Genomic DNA, 16956 nt, shown 5'->3' with positions numbered 1-16956 from the left:
GATCTGCCTGCGGCCGTGATCGGGGTGCCACGATGCGCGCGATCTGGTTACAAGGCGCCCTCGCCCGCGCGGAGGCCGTGTTCACAAAGGATCGAGCGACGCTATCACCCCGAACCCGTCCCATCAACGTCCCTGCCATGCACCTTTTCAAGCGCTCCTCCCTTTGCCTTGCTATAGTTAGATCGCCCGGCCGCCAACTTGATTGACTCAAATCAAGGCTGCATCTGTTACCGTGATACAATCTCATCCAAATTCAAAAGAGGAGAAGACATGGATATCGCAAAGCGCGAAGCGACCCTGCGGGAGCGGCGGGAAGAGTTGACCCGGCATCTGGAGACGGTGGAGGACACGCTTGACGAAGCCCAGCCCAAGGATTGGGAGGACCGCTCGTCCGAGCGACAGGGCGATGAGGTGCTGGAATCGCTGGGCCAGGCGGAACTGGCCGAGGTCAGGCGGATCGACGCGGCGCTGGACCGGATCAAGGCCGGGACTTACGGCGTCTGCCAGGTCTGCGGAGACGAGATCTCGGCCGCGCGGCTGGACCTGCTGCCAGCAACGCCCTTTTGCAAGAACTGCGCGACCTGACCAGGCGCGCCTTGCGGGACGCGTCCATCGCTCAACCGTTTGCGCGCGCCTACCGCGCGCAAACCGCCCCAGCGGGCGCGGGCGGTTCAGGCCGCATCACGGCCCGTCATTCGCGCGTTCAGCGAAAACCTCCCGCCTCGTGTGCGATATGCGTCAACCGGACTTGTCGAATCATTGCGCCGCCCGCCCGCTAATTCAAGAAAAGAGGTCCTGAGGCCGATGAGCATCGGTGCGGAAACGCGAAGACCTCCCGAATTTGCCGAACGCCAAGGCCGGGGTCCCGCAGCAGCGGATCGGCGAGACGGCCAGGAAGGCAAAAAACCTTTTTTGCAAAGCCTTTAGGGGCTGTTTCCTCGCGTTGATCGAGCGAAGGTAAGGGAACGGCCAATTGCAGCGACGGCAACGGCTCTACCTATGGTCGTATAATTTATTGCAAAAAATGCGCCTTCATGGTAATTTCACAACAGCGCGAGCGCTCTGTGAGTGCCCGGATTTCTCTGATCAGTATTTCTAGTTCACCACCGAATTCAGACGCTTAGGCGCCTTCTGAAAGGGTTATCCTATGTGGATGTGAAATTGGTGAAGCCATCGCGGGGATCCAATTATGTCAAGATTTATTGTGAACGGTCTGCGTCTGGTCCTCCCGCTAACGGTGTTGATATGCGCCGCGGGGATCACACCCACGGCGGCGCGCGCGGAAATGGAATGCGCGCCCATTCATGAAAAGCTGAACGAGGCCGAATTGGCGGCGGGAGCCGCCGACAAAAGGTTCGGGCGTACTGTCTGCGCCGACGTCGTGGCGATGGATCAGATGCTGGTCTACAATCGGTTCGGCGCCTTCAACCCCTTCGGCATGATGTATGCGCTGCGCCGCGATGTGGTACCGCTGAGCGAGGCGCCCAAAGCCATTACGGCGGATGCCTGCGATGCCTTGCTGGGCACGGAAACACTGAAAAGCCCCCTCTCGGCGGGGAAGGTGCGGCTCAAGGATTGCAAGCGGCCTCGCCCGATGGTGCTGCGCGCCAATGTCGGCGACGTGCTGCATGTGCGCATGACAAACCTGCTCAAGCCCGACCAGCCGAATTTCTCGTCCGGGTTTTGCGGCGCCGGCAAGAATATCGTTCCCGGCAGTCGGGGTGACATGTTTCCCCGCATTCGCACCTGGATGTCCGAAGGCGACGACACGGCGCTGGACCACGGTGAGGCGAGTTGCGATGCGCTGTCCTCGGGGGACCGGGATGGGGACAACAATTGGCCGGCCGACCGGGGCCTGAACTTTGCGATCCAGGGATTGACGGCGTTTGCCATCGAGGACGGCAAGATCGTCGAGGCGCCTCGGTACTGCAAGGGCCTGTCCAGCATCGCGCCCGACGCCATCAAAGACTGCTATTACATGATCGAGCGCGAGGGTCCGTTCTTCCTTGCCTCGACCGCAGCACCTTCCGGGGGCGAGGGCGATGGGGGGTCCATCACGCACGGCCTTTTCGGGGCGGTCGTGGCGCAGAACATGAACGTGCGCGCCTATCGCAGCCAGACCAGCCACGGCGCCTTCGACGCGGTCTGGAAGCAGACGAATACGCCGCGTCACGCGCTGGACAGCATCGGCGATCTGAGCGCCTACGAGACCAAGGACGCGGACGGCGTTCCCATCCTGAACATATGGCAGGACAAGGGGGACAACGCTTTTGAGGTGATCCACTCTGACCTGAACGCCATCGTGCATCAGCCTGCCGTGGGCGAGAAGGACTCCCACAGCTTCCGCGAGTTCAGTGTCTTCTTCCATGATGAGCTGAAGACCTTCGTCAACCGCAATTTCGAGGAATTGGGTGATTTCGCGACGGGCCAGTTGGCCGGCGTGCGCGACGGCTTTGCGATCAACTACGGGGCCGGTGGCATGGGGGCCATGCTGCTGGCCAATCGCAAGGGTATCGGTCCAGCGGCCAATTGCGCCGAGTGTCTTTACGAGGAATTCTTTCTGACCTCTTGGGCCAATGGCGATCCCGCGCTGCTGGAGCAATACAGTGACGACCCGTCAAATGTGCATCACTCCTATCTGAATGACGCGGTGACGTTCCGGAATTTCCATGCAGGGCCGAAGGAAACGCATGTGTTCCATCTGCACGCGCATCAGTGGTTCGCCGGCAACGATCAAGGTCGCGGCTCGTATCTGGACAGTCAGACCGTCGGGCCGCAGCAAAGTTTTTCATACAACATCTATGATGGTGGCCTTGAGGTGTATCACCCCTCCGGTGCGCCGGGCCTGCCGGGTTGGTACGAGACACTTGGGTCGGGCAACCGCAATCGCACGCCCGGCGACTCGATCTTTCACTGTCATCTCTACCCGCATTTCGCCCAAGGCATGTGGGAGTTGTGGCGGGTGCATGATGTGCTTGAGGACGGCACGCGCAAGCTGCCCGATGGCCAGTGGGAGCCGGACCTTTCCCTTGCCGAGATGGATCTGGACACCCGTGCCAAAAAGCGGCCCGGATCGGTGGACCCTGCCACGGGCCGATGGATCGACCGTGACGATCAGGACGACCGCGACCAGTTGGGCACGCCCGTGCCCGCCATCATTCCGCTGCCTGATCAGCCTTGGCCGCTGCTCCCGTCCTATGAAGGGGATGACCTGGTCCTTACGGACAATGCGGCGATCGTCGAAGCCGACGGCAGTAATGTCATCGCATCTGATGAGCCGCTGAAGAGCTTTCCGGGGTATCCGTACTACATCGGCGGCCAGCCGGGCCATCGCCCGCCGCAGGCCCCGATGGATATCGCGCGCGAACTTGCGGGAAATGCGGTGACGGATGCGTATCTGGATGGCGGGCTGCCGCGGCATGTCGTGACGGACAAAGCCAAGCGGAAGTTCCCTTTCTCTGTGCCGGCGCTGTCCGACTTGTCAGGCGTCACGTCGCTGGCGGATGCGCTCGCAAACCCCGGTCAGTCATCCCGCGAAGCCGCGCAGGCCCAGATCGTCGCCAAGGCGCTTGCGATGGGCGACATGACGATGAAGTTTGTCACGGCAAAGCTGGATCTGCTGCCCTATGACGGCACGCCGATCGAGCGGACTGGCATGGCATTCCATGAAAACGGTATCGTCGACGGGCAGGTCATGACCCTGTTCGACGCCCTGGGCGCGCCTACCGGGCTGTCCGGTGATGGCCGGACCTACCGCTCGGTCTCTGCCGCGGGTGGCGGGGTGTTCGGGGTGAACGGGGCGCCGTCCAAGCCCGGCGCGCCATTTGCCGACCCATGTGGCGGCCCGGATGATCTAGGCGCCGAGCCGGGGCAGTCGATCCCGATCCTGATGGAAAAAGACCCCTTCCTTGACGGTCTGGCAGGCAACATCTTTGCCCCCGACCCCGCGCTGGATGGATATCGCCGCTACGAAGGGTCCGCCGTGCAACTGGATCTGGTCACAAACCGGGCGGGCTGGCACGATCCGCAGGCGCGCATCAATGTGCTGACGGCGAATTCGGATGGCTACAAGGCAGGTGGCGGCAAATACTCCCCCACCGTCTCGGCCAGCGAAGAGCCGTTCTTCTTTCGCGCGCTGTCCGGCGAGTGCATCGAATTCCGGCACACCAACGAATTGCCCAAGGATTTGGAGCTGGATGACTTCCAGATCCGGACCCCGACCGACACCATCGGCCAGCATATTCATCTGGTAAAATTCGATGTGACAGCGTCAGACGGGTCCGGCAACGGCTGGAACTACGAAGACGGCACCTTTGCCGCCGATGAAATCGCCGCGCGCATCTGCGCCGCCAAGAACGAGCAGCCGAGCGATATCATCACCGGAGCCCGCCCGGCGGGCGCATTGAAAATGCGCGAGGTGCCGGGACTGTGCGAACTGAAAGCGCAGGATGACGGCGAGGAAATCTGGGTTGTCGCCGAGAAATTCAAGGACATCTGGCGCAGGCCGCTATCGGACAATCGCGATCTGTTCCAGACCACGGCGCAGCGCTGGTTTGCCGATCCGATCCTATCCTCGACCCGCGCCGATGGCTCGCACGATGGCAAGGATTTTGACCGCACGCTGCGCACGGTGTTCAGCCATGACCATTTCGGACCGTCCTCGATCCAGCAGCACGGATTTTACACCGCGCTGGTGATAGAACCCGCCGAAGCCCAAATCTGCAACACGTCCAAAACGGTCTGCACGCCTCAGCGCACCACGCGTGACCTGATCGTGGCGACCGATATCGATGTGGGCGCGCGCAAGATCATCCGCGACAACATGCCCCTGGATCCGGCAACGCCCGAATATCGCGAATTCGCCCTGTCGATTGCCGATTTCGCAACATTGTACGATCCGCGTGCTGCCACGAAGCCGGGCCTTGTCGCCGCGACCTTCGATGCCTCACAGACCGAGGTTTCGGATTATGCCAAGGGCATGGCGACGCTGGTCTGTGAGGCTCAGCACGCCGTTGGCGGAGATGTGAAAGCGATGCAGCGCATCTGCGGAAGCGACGTGGCCGAACAGTCCGACGGAGCATGGGCTTCACCCGGCGATGATGTGCCTCCGGCCTGGGTCGCAGCGGGGCGGCCCGGTGACAGCCACCATCCGGCGGCCAATCTGCTGGAGGCTGGCGAAGTCCTGACCAGTTCTGCACTTAACGATCCGAATGCCACGCACACCGATCTGACGCTGACGGACCACGTGATCCGCTATCGCCGCATGGCCGCGGGCTTTGACGCCCACGATCCCGACGCGCGCCTTGCGGCGCCGGTTTCGCCGCCGCACCGGCCCGAAAGCATCTCGGTCGACCACCACGACCCCTATCTAATGAACTACCGCGGAGAGCCATTGCCCTTGCGGATCGGAACTAATTCCGGCGGATCGTCCGACTGCGATCTGAAGCCGCTCAGTCATTGGGTGGCGGGCTTGCAGGCTGGCGTGGTCGAGGATTGCGAGATCAGCAGGCAGCGGCTTGACGCGCGCGGCGACATGGCCAACGCCTTTTTGACCGGCTCGACGGCTGCCGGCGCCGACAAGATGCACGGCGATCCGGTGACGCCCATCCTGGACACATATGACAATGATCCGGTCCAGGTCCGCCTTATCCAGGGTGCGCAAGAGGTGCAGCATACCTTCACGCTGGAGGGCTATACCTGGGAGCGCAACATCGATCAGAAGTTCCCCGCCATCCTGCCGCGCACAGACGATATCACCCGCCGCGGGGCGTTGGTGGATGCGTGCCGCCTCGATCCTGTTCTGGGCGGCGTGGTCAGCCTGGCACTGGATGGCAGGCCCGAGCAATACCGCCGCTGGATGATCTATGGACCTTCCGGATTCAGCGGCGCCGATCAGGATTACTGGAGCAAGTTCGAGACGCAAATCGCCCAGTGTTTCAACGTCGAAGGGCGCGTCGCTGCGCAGGAAATCGGGATTTCCGAGCATTTCGAATTCCGCGCCTCCTATCTCTTCAACAGCAATCTGGAAGGCAGCGGAGCGGCCAACGTGCGCAGAAAGCTGGCCTTTTATCGGAGCCTCGAAAACACCGTCCCTGAAAACTGGGCGATCATGGACCAGCTGGACAGGCTTCGCGAAGAACTGCTGCTGGCCAAACGCCGCACGTCGCCATCCGATACGCTGGTTCATTTCGGATCGACCGACGCGCTCTGGAACGGGGCATGGGGTTTGCTGCGCGTGCGCGGCGCCGGAGCAACGAAGGTTCCGGTGGATTTCAGCGACCGCCTTCTGGGCAATGTGAACCGCATCGACGAGCTGCTGCTTCGGCTTCGCACGAACGAATTGCGCGCCCCCGAGGCGCAGCGCATCATCGATCCCGTGACGCGCGAGGCGGAATCCCTGCTTGACCTGCAGGCGCTGCTACAGCCCGAGGAGCCGGTGAGCCCGCAGATTCCGGATCTGGACCTGCGGGTCCCGAACAGGGATTTGCCGGAGATCCTGGAGAACGGCGGCGGTCTTCGCACTCCGGACCTTGGCACACCCGACAGGCGTTTCCCGGACCTACGCATGCCAGATTTGCGCGTTCCCGAATTGCGGCTGCCTGAATTCGACTTGCCCGAAATCGACATGCCAGATCGGGAAGGATTGCTGGATCGCACTCTCTTTCCCGCCCCGGGCGCCGGGCGCGTCATCCCCGCTCAATTCACCGAACCGCCGGCGCCACTGGATCGGATGCTGGACTTTCGCAACCGCTTCGACGGTTTGATGACCAAGCCGGAACCGAAGGGAACCGCACTCGAGCCCGAGTTGATCGCCAAATGCGATCCGTCGGCGCCGCATGTCTACACTGCCGTCGTTGCGATCGAATCCACGACCGTATTCGGATCGGGTACGCCCTATTCGCGGCCCTTGTCCGACCCGGACGGCTTGTTCTTTGCGATCGTCGATCCGCGCCGCGTACTGAGCCTTGCACATCCGGGTGAGTTGCCCACGGTCGGCGATGTGACCCCGGCGATCATTGACGATACCGGCTCGTGGAATTCCATTCCGCTCGCCGACGTCATCACGGCGGTTCAGGAGGCTTATGACCGCCCCGAGCCAATGGTGCTGAACGTCAATGCCGGCGATTGCGTGAGAGTCACGTGGATCAATGCGCTGCGCGAAGCGCCCGGAACCGGTGGGCTCAAGGACCGACCGGGCGACGCGATGATGCCCAAGATCACGTCGCTCAACGTCGATGTCCGGTGGTCGCCCGAAGAGGAGGCCGACGACACCCCCAATGAGAACGCGACGCTGACATCCGAGCTGGATGTGGACGACGACCTCGTGCCGTCCAACCGCCTTGCCGTGAATTTCCCGCTGCCGATCATGAACAAGCAGCGCAGCTATGCCCGGCCGGTGGGGCGCAATCCGATCTGGGCGCTGGATGGCGCAGATCCGGGGCCGGTGGCCAGCATCACCTTGACCAACCTGGATCAGAACAGCCCGCCGGACGACCGCGAGCGCAGTGCGCAGATCATGCAGATGGAGTTCTATGCAGGTCGGGCGTTCGGCAACTGGCGCCGCATTCCGGTATGGGGTCTGGTAAATCCTAGCTCTGTGCTGCAACTCTCGGCCGTGCGACGCTACATCCCGGCGGAAATCGAAGAATTGGCGGTTTCCGATCTGGTCAAGCAGACACCCGCATTGCTGGCACTGGAAGAGGAAGCGCGCAAGCTGGAAGAGGAAAACCCACGCCTTGCCCGCCTGTTTCGGGATCGCGTCGGATTGGCCTCCATAGACCGGACTTTGGGGCAGGAGCTTGACGCTGTCGAAGAGCTTGCCAACGGATACGCCGAGCGGCGACGCACCTTCGCGGCCATGATCCGGGATCTTCTGCCTGGTGCGGAGCTTCTCGATCTTCAGCCGCAGGAAGAGCTGGATGTTGTTGGCGCCGATCCGCTCCGGATCGATCCAGAGACCCGCAAGGAACTGCGGATCGACCAGATGCCTCTGGGCAGAACGACATTCCGGGGTATTTCCTTTGGGGAAAGCGTCTTACTGCCGGCGGAACTGGCCGAGAAACTCGGGCTGGCGGGCCGGGACACGACCGGGGATGATCGCCGCGTGCAGGTTTCGCTGGAAACCGCCGCTGCCGCCGCCCTTCGCGCCGACCGCGACGCGGCACTGCGCCTGATATCGGTGACGCTGAAGCTGGACGAGACAACCCGCAGGTTCGCGCGCGAGCTGGATGCAACCCTGTTCCGGCCCGGTCTGGTCTGGATCATTCACTGGCTGGACGTCTTCGACGTGCGGTTCACGCCCTATGCCTTTGGGGCGCTGCCGGTGAAGTCGCAGGGCGATGTCATCGGTCACCCCCTCGAAGGGCTGATCGGTGCCATCACGGTGGTACCCGAGGATGCCGTGATACGGGATGTGCGCGCGCGCAAGCAACGGTTTAGCGGAACACGCTTCGGATGTTTTCGCCTCGACCTGCTGGCGCCTGATGCGCAAGGCAACAAGCTGCCAATTCCCGAGCGCTTCTTGCGAAAGACGAACGATCGCGCCTGCACCGAGAGCGTTATCGTGTCGAGCAAAAGCGAAAGGCCATTCTGGACAGCAAAGCTTACGACACCAGGTCCGGACGGAAAGAAACACACCATCCGACAGTTCACCCTTTTCTGGCAGGATGGCCTGAACCTGACAGATCGGGGCACCCAGGATGAAACAATCGTTTCGGGCAGCAACATCAGACTGGTGGCGACCTGCGGCATCTGCGGTGACAGTTATGACTGGGGCGAGAAAGGCGTCAGCTACCGCAGCGAGCCGTTCAATGTCCGGCTCCGTGACACCGGACAGGGCGATGTCGAAAGCCATTTCAACCTGAATGCCTTCAAGTTCGGCGAAGAGTTCTTTCCGCTGAAACCTCAGGAGCTGACCATTCCGGCCAAACAGCCAATGCCGGTCCTGCGCGCGATTGCGGGCGAAGAAGTGGTGGTGCATGTGGTGCATCCAGGCGGACGCGCGCGCCAGCGCGCCTTTGTCACGATTGCCCAGGATTACGATGACCTCTTCCGTGGGTTCGGTTTCCCCCGGGCCTCCCTTCTGGCCCCCGGCAAGGCGATCACTGCCTCGCTGACCAAAGCCGTGGAGCCGGGATGCTACCTCTGGTTCGATGGGCCCACCCATACGCGGGCCGGGGGGAGCTGGGGCCTTCTGGACGTGGTCAGTGCCGAGGCGTTCGACAGCCCGGACGTCAGCGCATGCGAACGGGCGCGGAGGCGTTAGGATGCGGATCAAACCGTGGTTTGCCTGTTGCCTCGCGGCCGCCTTGTCAGCCGGGCACGGCGCGGCGCAGGACGGCATCACCAGCCTGACGGCGGATCTGATCCTGACCGATCCGGTCTCTGGTCAGCCGATGCAGCCCGGCGCGGGTCAGTTGGTTCAGCTGGATTTGACACTTACTGACGCGGTGACAGGGCAGCGGCCACGCGGCGTGCCCCTGCAGGGATGGGTCCGGCCGGTCCAACCCGGAAACTCCAGTTGCGAGCAGGCGGTTCGCGGATTTCTGACCACGGGGGCGGTGCCCACCGGCTCGGTCAATCTCAATACTTCGGTGCTGGCGATGTTGTCGCGCGATGGGTCTGTCGGCGTGATCGATCCCAAGCTGAACCTGATGAGCGCCAACATGCTTGCGGCCTTCAAGCTGGACGAAGTGCCCACGGGCATCGCGGTCGATACGGACCAGATGCGGATCCTGGCAACGCAAAGTGCGGCTGGCCGGGTGATAGCGCTTCCGGTTCCCGGCGGTGAGGCGACCGTGCTGGCATCAGGTCTGGTTGCACCTGCCGGGCTCGCTCTGTCCGAGGATGGCGATATCTGGGTCGGCTCTTCGCAAGGCGGCACTCTCAGCCGCCTTGCCCCAGACGGAAGCGTGCGCAGCAGCACGCGCATGGGCGCCGCAAGCGTCACATTACGCGATGAGATCGACCTGCCTCTCGTGGCCTTTTCTGACACCGGCGCAATCCGGATCATCGATCGCGTAACCGGCCAGACAGTTTTCGAGAAGGGACCGGGCGCGCGCCTGTTGGATGTTGCGGCGATCAGTGACACCGGAGTGTTGAGTCTGCCCGCTGGCCGCACCGCTGCGGATCTGCGCTATCTCGATGCCGCTGATCTGCCGGTCAGCATACCCTTGGGCCTGCCCTTTACGCGCGTCTCCAGCAGCGTCGATGGGCGGTTTGCCCTTGCCTGGACGCCGGGTGAGGGAACCTTCGTGCTGATCGATCTGGCACGCGCGCAGGTGGTTCAGCCCGTTCAACTGCGCGACGCGACCCTCACAGAGGCGCGGATTTTCAATGATGCCGCCTACCTGCTAAGCCATGATGGCGGCTATGTAGGGGTGATCGATCTGGCCACGGTCGGCATTGGCCGCCCGGCCGAAATCACCGAAGTCCGGCTGGGCGTGAAGGGCCCGCGGCCGGAAGGGGACACCGCGCTTCTGGTGCCGCTGGCCCCTTCTCCGCAGCTCTTGGCCGTTGATCCCGTCACGCAGACCGGATTTGTGATCGGGGCCATGGCCGGGGTCAACGGCATGCCGCCAATGGATGCGACCCGTCTGCGCGGCGGTATTCCGCAAAAAGTGCTGATCGTTGACCGGCGCCTTGAAGAGGTCGCCCCCGGTGGATTCCGCGTGGTCTGGGCCTTTGCAGCGGGAGAATACGAGCTGGTGCTGACCACCGGGATATCGGGTCTGTCAAGCTGTCTGCGCTTTGCCGTGCAAGGCACGCGGCAGGCCAACGGTATACTGCCGGTCCGGATGGAGGTGACGGCGGGGCCGGGCGCAATACTGGCAGGGCGCGAGCATGAATTGCGGATCACGTTCTACGGCCCGGACGGGGCGGTCCTGCCGATGCCTGCAACCCGCTTTGTCGTGCCAAGCTTCAAGTCGGGATGGCGGACGGACGTGGTGGCGACACCGCAGGCCGATGGCGCCCTCGCGATGCGCGTCACGCTTCCCCATGCGGGCAGTTTTGCGGTTCAGCCAGTTCATCTGCCCGCTCCGTTTGGATTGCGATCGGCCGTCATGATCGAAGCCCAGAAAGAAGGAGGATAAGCCGATGTTTCGCTTTCTCGAAATAGCGCGGGTCTTGATGTTGATCGCTGGCGCAAGCGCTGCCGCCGCACAGCAAAGCGGCAATTTCGTGCAGGGTCATGTCACCATGCCCGCGATCACGCTGATTGACCATCACGCCCGTTCGCATGACTTGCGCGGCGGTCTGGACAGCGGTGCGCTGCTGGTCATGACATTCAATTACACGCTCTGCGGCTCGATCTGTCCGATCGGCAACGACATTATGGCCCAGTTGGATGACGAAGTGGACAGCATTGGCGGGCGGGAGGTTCGGCTGCTGTCCATCACCATCGATCCCGGCAATGACACGCCCGCGATCATGGCCGAATCCGCACGCAGATTCGAGGCCAGCGATCGCTGGTTCTGGCTGACCGGGCGGCCAGGTGACATTCGCCGGCTCCTGCAATCGGTCGGCGCGCCGGTGCATGATCTTGAGCTGCATGACCCCGTCTTTCTGGTGGGCAACGGGGAAACCGGCCAGTTTTTCCGCACCCAGACCATGCCGGATGTGGAAGAGTTGAAATCCATGCTGGAGGCGTTTTCGAACTGATGCGCGGCAGTGCGATACTGGCGACGATGGCCGTTCTTTCGGCGGCCCCGGCGCCCGCCGATCCCGCGCATGACCTGTTCACCGGACAGGACACTTCCGCAGCGGACGGACGGCTTGCGCTTTTTGCCTGCCACAACTGCCATGGGCGCGATGGCCGGGGCGGCATCGAAGGGGATGTGCCCGAGATCGCAGGAACCGCCCTGCTGGAGCCGACCGATCTGCGCCCGGCCTACGACGCCGACAGTTTCCGCGATGCGCTTGTCTCCGGTGTCGATCCCGCAGGGCGCAGCTTGAGCCGGATCATGCCGCGGTTTGATCTGACCGAAGCGGAACTGGCGCTGCTCTGGGCATATCTGCAGGACCTTCCACGGCGGCAGGCCCTGGGCGTCGAACCCGGGCGCGTTCAGGTCGGCATCGTGATCAACCCGGCCCGTCCGGAGCTGGGTCTGCGATATTTGCGCAAATTCAGGGACGAAACAGACCGGATTTTTGCGTCAAGCACCATCTTTGGACGCAAGGTCGAGATCGTCCCGCTGAGCGATCCGGCAGCCCAGGCTGACGAGATGATCGCCGCGCTTGCCATGCCCCCTTCCCTGGGCGGCCTGACCGAGCAACTAACCGCACTGGGCCTGCCGGTCCTCTTCCCTCTGGCGGGGCTGAAGGGACGCGAAGATGCGTCAATCCAGCGCGCGTTCGTGCCCACGGACCGGGATGTCAACGGCGCCATCGCCTATCACCTCGCCAGCACGACCGCGCAGCGGATCGCTATTTCCGCCGATCCGGCCCGCGCCGAAGCGCTGTCTTACATGATCCGCCTCGAGATGCCCCAGGCAGATGTCTGGCGATTGGAAACACTCCCCGCCGACACTCAGGGCACGCTTGATGCCCTGATCGATCTGGGCGGCGACCTGCCTGAAAACCTGCCGACGCCGGCCATCCTCTACCAGTTGGCCTCACAGCCCACGCGGGCGGTCGCTGCGCAGCAGAAATTTCTGGTCATCGAGGCCCCGGACCTGATCAACCTTGCGATCGACGAAGGGCTTCACCCTCTCGAAGCGCATGCCGTGCTCGCCGCCCGCATTCTGGCCGCGTCCCTGACCGAAGCGGGACGTGACCTCACCCGCAGCCGGCTGCTGTCGCTTCTCGGCCGTGCAGATCTGGCCTCGGAGAATCTGGATTATGCCCGCCTACCGCTGAGTGGAACGGCGCATGTGTCGATCCTGGAAGACCGCGGAGCAGAGCCACAATAGGGACGTATCCTTGTGGCATCGGCGACGGAGGGCACATGCCCGTCAAGCACTTGAAACCAGCATGCCGCAAACTTGTCGGGGCGGCACATCCAGTGCCGCCCCGGCGTTTTCACAAGTGGTTGATCCGCTGTGCATTCATGCTCGGTGGTCCTTGCAGGTCGAAACATTGCCTGCCTTTGCATCTGAGGGGACAATCAGATGCAAGTTCTGGTTTGCGTCATGCGGATCACGCGAGGTCAAAGCGATCGAGGTTCATAACCTTGGTCCATGCATCGACAAACGCGGTCACGAAGGCCTCCTGTGCGTCCTCGCTGCCGTAGACTTCGGCCAGGGAGCGAAGTTGCGAGTTCGAGCCGAAAACGAGGTCGACGCGCGTTCCGGTCCATTTGACCTTGCCGGTTTTACGATCCCCTCCGTCGAAGACACTGTCAGATCCGGGCTGCTGCGTCCATTCTGTATCCCTGCTCAGCATGTTCACGAAGAAATCGTTGCTCAGCGTCTCGGGGCGGTCGGTATAGACGCCGTGGCTGGACCCATCCGCATTCGTCCCCAGGACGCGCATCCAGCCGATGAGCACCGTCATTTCCGGCGCAGTCAGCGTCAGCAACTGGGCGCGGTTGACCAGCAGATCTTCTGCCGGACTGTTTTGCCCGGGCTTGAGATAATTGCGGAAACCATCTGCGGCAGGTTCGAGAACGGCGAAGGACTCCACATCGGTCTGGTCCTGCGTCGCACCCGTGCGTCCCGGCGAAAACGGAACCACGACATCCTGACCGGCGGCCTTGGCCGCTTTTTCAACCGCCGCGCAGCCGCCAAGAACGATCAGGTCGGCCATCGAGACTTTCTTGTTCCCCGAATTGAACTCTCTCTGGATGCCTTCCAGCTTGTTGAGGACTGTCGCCAGTTGAGCGGGATTGTTGGCCTCCCAATCCTTTTGCGGAGCAAGGCGAATGTCCATGCGCCTTCAAGCCCACTTGAAATCGGATGGACGCCACTGCCCGTGCCAAAGCTGTTTTTCCAGCCAAGGAGCACCTGGACTTCGTCAACACCGTTCCGGAATGGGTGGAGCTTGCCATCAATCAGGGTGATTTTCTCGAAATTGCGGGAAACCTGCTCGAGAATGCGTGCAACTTCGCAACCAGCGCGATCTCGATTGAATGCGCAGTGCATGACGGGTGGGCGTCGATCACCATCAACGATGATGGTCCCGGCGTCGCCGAGGCGCGGATTACCCACATGACGAAACGCGGCGTCCAACTGGATACGGCCGACGCAGGGTCCGGCCTTGGCCTTGCCATCGCTAAGGACATCATTGAGGCGCATACGGGCCAGATCCGCCTCGAGAACCGGACAGGCAAGGGCCTCCGCCGCGGTGACCCTACCGGTGGCGCGGTCGTGATACGTCTGCATCAGGGACATCGCGATGTATCCCGGCGGCCCTTGATCCTTCCCGGCCGGGATGCGTTCCCACTATGAGACGTCCGATCCTCGCGCAGTTTCCACCGGAAGGGAGATTGTCACCTCGAACCCAGAGGCGCGCCCTGACCGAGGCGATTTCAACAGGAGTGGCTGTCCGATGCGCTCGGCAATCGCCGCGACAATCGCGAGCCCGAGGCCACTGCCATCTGCCGCCGCTCCGGCGCGCTCAAAGCGGGCCGTCAGGCGGGATAGCGTCTCTTGCGGTATTACGTCCCCCTCGTTGGAAACCGTCAACACGCCGCCGGGCGTCAGAACGACCGTCACAGGCTCGGTCCGGGCGCCGTGCCGGACTGCGTTTTCAACCAGGTTTCTGCACAGAATACCAAACGTGTCGGGATCCATATCCGACATCACGGGCTGGTCCGGAAGCGTCAGCGCAATTCGGTTCGGGGCCAGATGGCGTTCGATATCCTCCACGACGATACGTGCGACGATGCGCAGGTCCGAGGCCTTGTCCAGCCGCAGACGTCCGCCCTCGACACGCGCCAGTTGCATCAGCCGCTCGGACAGGCGGGTGAGACGTTTAAGGGTCGCCTCGATGTCGGCGGCCCGTTCCTTTGACCTGGGATCGCTTGTCTCGGCCTGAAGGCGCTGCGCCTGCGCGATTGCGCCTGCTAGCGGGGTGCGCAATTCGTGCGCGGCATTGGCGGCAAAGCCGCGCTCCGCATCGAAGGCCCTTTTGAGCCTATCCAGAAGGTGGTTCAGCGCGGTCGCGATGGGCGCGATTTCGGAAGGCAGACTATCCGTGGGAACAGGCGTCAGATCGCGCGCGCTGCGCGCCGCAAGCCGGTTGCGAAAGCGGCGCACGGAGACAAGGCTGGCCTGCACGGCCAGAACGATGGCGAGCAATGCGAGCGGAATCACGATCAGCAGAGGCAGGCCAAGGCCCATCTGGATCTCACGCGCCACCTGGGTCCGGTGATCCAGCGGCTCGGCGACGGTAAGGCGGATGCTGCCGCGCAAGGCGTCCTCGTTATAGAGCCTGTGTGTCGCGGTCTGGCGAAAACCCGGTCCGTCATAGGGCGGAAAGATGCCCGGATCGGCGGAATGCGATTGCAGCAGGATACGGCCCTGCGCGTCCCGGACAATATAAGTGAAGAATTCCGAATGCTCGCGGATCGTGCCCAGCCGCTGCGTGACGCCATCTTCTTCGCGGCCGATGATGTCCACGACAGCCAGCGGCAGCAGGCGCTGCGCGGTTTCCTGCAAGGCGGAATCGAACACCTCGTCCATTTCGCCCCGCAGGGTCACGGCCGTCAACGATGCGGCGGCGATCCACAACAGCGTCAGCACTATTCCCAAAAGCAGCCCCAGGCGGGCCCGCAGGCTACGCGGCAGCCTCATGGCGCGCCCAGGCGGTAGCCCATGCCGCGCTCCGTCTCGATCACCTTCGATCCCAATTTCTTGCGCAGGCGGCTGACGTGAACCTCGATCGTGTTGCTCTCGATCTCGGCCCCGAAGGCATAGAGCTTGTCCTCGAGCTGAGCCTTGGACAAAAGCTGACCCGGGCGGGCGAGCAATGCCTCGAACAACGCCCATTCGCGCGCGGTCAGCGGCATGTGCTTGCCATTCCTGTGGACACTCCGGGCGACAAGGTCGATATCCAGATCGCCATGCGTGACGATGGGATTTGGGTTGGCGGTATAGCGCCGTGCAACCGATCCGATACGCGCTGAGAGCTCGGCCAGATCGAAGGGTTTGACTAGGTAGTCGTCCGCGCCCGCATTCAGCCCCTCGATCCGGTCGGATATCTGGTCAAGCGCGGTCAAGATGATCACCGGCGTCACGCTGCCGCGCGCCCTCAGCGATTTCAGAAACGCGATGCCCCGGCCATCCGGCAGCATCAGATCCAGCAGGATCAGGTCGAACGACACCCCTGCCATGGCGTCCTGAGCGCGATCCAGCCGCTGCACCCAGTCCACGGAATGGCCATCACCGGCGATCTGGTCGCGCACAGCGGTGCCCAAAACGGCATCATCTTCGATCAGCAGGACTCGCATGGCCGCTTGGTTTCCTTTTCTTTTCACGCCTTCCGAGCACCTCCTGCCCCGCGAGGCTGACGGTATCCTGATAGCCGCGCGGTCCGGCCTTCAGGATATCGTCAGGTTCATGCGCGAAAGAATGTTCAAGAAAGTCACAGGCGGGAGTTTGCCCCATGAAGACCACACTGACAATTCTTACAGCTCTTGCACTGTTTCCTGCCGGCGCGGCGCTGGCCGATGACGACTGCTATGTGCCCATGGCTGATTGGCAACCGCGCGAGGCCATTTCGGATCTGGCCGACAGCAATGGATGGACCGTCCGGCGCATCAAGATCGATGACGGCTGCTATGAAATCGACGGACGCGATGCCAATGGACGGCGGATCGAGGTGACGGTGCATCCGTCCACCCTGCAGGTGATCGAATTCGAATACGAAGATGATGACGACGACGATTGATGTCCCGGCACGGGTAAGAGTCAGCAGCGAAAGCTGCGAGACCGATGCCCGGAGGCGCTTGAGCAGATGGCCCCGCCCTGATCGGCGGGGCCTTTTCGTTCCTGACAGCAAGCTGAAGCGGGAATC

The 16956-nt window shown here is 62.7% G+C and carries 9 protein-coding genes and 1 pseudogene; 7 read left to right on the top strand and 3 right to left on the bottom strand.

Going from position 1 to position 16956, the window contains the following annotated elements; genetic code table 11:
• Window positions 1-270: 270 nt before the first annotated feature.
• The 5 genes from ACEWPL_RS13800 (at window position 271) to ACEWPL_RS13780 (ending at window position 12911) form a co-directional block, all read left to right on the top strand.
• Window positions 271-585 (top strand): TraR/DksA family transcriptional regulator, encoded by a 315-nt coding sequence (locus tag ACEWPL_RS13800; protein WP_393934521.1) that lies wholly within the window; start codon window positions 271-273, stop codon window positions 583-585.
• A 604-nt stretch (window positions 586-1189) separates the two neighbouring features.
• On the top strand, window positions 1190-9265 hold the full coding sequence (locus ACEWPL_RS13795; protein ID WP_393934522.1) for a hypothetical protein: 8076 nt from the start codon (window positions 1190-1192) through the stop codon (window positions 9263-9265).
• A gap of 1 nt (window position 9266) precedes the next feature.
• Window positions 9267-11093 (top strand): hypothetical protein, encoded by a 1827-nt coding sequence (locus tag ACEWPL_RS13790; protein ID WP_393934523.1) that lies wholly within the window; start codon window positions 9267-9269, stop codon window positions 11091-11093.
• 4 nt (window positions 11094-11097) lie between these two features.
• Complete coding sequence (locus ACEWPL_RS13785) at window positions 11098-11661, top strand: SCO family protein (RefSeq protein ID WP_393934524.1); 564 nt, start codon at window positions 11098-11100, stop codon at window positions 11659-11661.
• The gene (locus ACEWPL_RS13780) at window positions 11661-12911 is read left to right on the top strand and encodes a c-type cytochrome (protein ID WP_393934525.1); all 1251 of its coding nucleotides are present in this window, start codon (window positions 11661-11663) and stop codon (window positions 12909-12911) included. The genes ACEWPL_RS13785 and ACEWPL_RS13780 overlap by 1 nt, the downstream gene beginning before the upstream one ends.
• A 226-nt stretch (window positions 12912-13137) precedes the next feature.
• Here the strand turns inward: ACEWPL_RS13780 and ACEWPL_RS13775 are convergent.
• Window positions 13138-13863, bottom strand: a pseudogene (locus ACEWPL_RS13775) (peroxidase family protein); the annotation flags it as partial.
• 32 nt (window positions 13864-13895) lie between these two features.
• Between ACEWPL_RS13775 and ACEWPL_RS13770 the strand changes: the two are divergent.
• Window positions 13896-14387, top strand: coding sequence for an ATP-binding protein (locus ACEWPL_RS13770; protein WP_393934526.1), 492 nt, complete (start codon window positions 13896-13898; stop codon window positions 14385-14387).
• On the opposite strand, the gene ACEWPL_RS13765 is transcribed toward ACEWPL_RS13770, so the two are convergent.
• Complete coding sequence (locus ACEWPL_RS13765; protein WP_393934527.1) at window positions 14382-15734, bottom strand: ATP-binding protein; 1353 nt, start codon at window positions 15732-15734, stop codon at window positions 14382-14384. The genes ACEWPL_RS13770 and ACEWPL_RS13765 overlap by 6 nt on opposite strands.
• The gene (locus tag ACEWPL_RS13760; RefSeq protein WP_393934528.1) at window positions 15731-16390 is read right to left on the bottom strand and encodes a response regulator transcription factor; all 660 of its coding nucleotides are present in this window, start codon (window positions 16388-16390) and stop codon (window positions 15731-15733) included. The genes ACEWPL_RS13765 and ACEWPL_RS13760 overlap by 4 nt, the downstream gene beginning before the upstream one ends.
• A gap of 155 nt (window positions 16391-16545) precedes the next feature.
• On the opposite strand from ACEWPL_RS13760, the gene ACEWPL_RS13755 reads away from it, so the two are divergent.
• A complete protein-coding gene (locus tag ACEWPL_RS13755) occupies window positions 16546-16830 on the top strand; it encodes a PepSY domain-containing protein (protein ID WP_393934529.1) in 285 nt (94 codons plus the stop codon).
• Window positions 16831-16956: the final 126 nt, after the last annotated feature.

This window comes from Roseovarius roseus, from assembly GCF_043355935.2.
Classification (GTDB): Bacteria; Pseudomonadota; Alphaproteobacteria; order Rhodobacterales; family Rhodobacteraceae; genus Roseovarius; species Roseovarius roseus.
Note: the sequence above shows the minus strand (reverse complement) of the source record. Positions and strands in the feature narration are given on the sequence as shown.

What these genes read in the sequence shown, in the direction of transcription:
- ACEWPL_RS13790 (WP_393934523.1), top strand. Translation starts at nt 9,267, where the DNA reads ATGCGGATCAAACCGTGGTTTGCCTGTTGCCTCGCGGCCGCCTTGTCA.
- ACEWPL_RS13770 (WP_393934526.1), top strand. Translation starts at nt 13,896, where the DNA reads ATGGACGCCACTGCCCGTGCCAAAGCTGTTTTTCCAGCCAAGGAGCAC.
- ACEWPL_RS13760 (WP_393934528.1), bottom strand. Translation starts at nt 16,390, where the DNA reads ATGCGAGTCCTGCTGATCGAAGATGATGCCGTTTTGGGCACCGCTGTG.
- ACEWPL_RS13785 (WP_393934524.1), top strand. Translation starts at nt 11,098, where the DNA reads ATGTTTCGCTTTCTCGAAATAGCGCGGGTCTTGATGTTGATCGCTGGC.
- ACEWPL_RS13780 (WP_393934525.1), top strand. Translation starts at nt 11,661, where the DNA reads ATGCGCGGCAGTGCGATACTGGCGACGATGGCCGTTCTTTCGGCGGCC.
- ACEWPL_RS13795 (WP_393934522.1), top strand. Translation starts at nt 1,190, where the DNA reads ATGTCAAGATTTATTGTGAACGGTCTGCGTCTGGTCCTCCCGCTAACG.
- ACEWPL_RS13800 (WP_393934521.1), top strand. Translation starts at nt 271, where the DNA reads ATGGATATCGCAAAGCGCGAAGCGACCCTGCGGGAGCGGCGGGAAGAG.
- ACEWPL_RS13765 (WP_393934527.1), bottom strand. Translation starts at nt 15,734, where the DNA reads ATGAGGCTGCCGCGTAGCCTGCGGGCCCGCCTGGGGCTGCTTTTGGGA.
- ACEWPL_RS13755 (WP_393934529.1), top strand. Translation starts at nt 16,546, where the DNA reads ATGAAGACCACACTGACAATTCTTACAGCTCTTGCACTGTTTCCTGCC.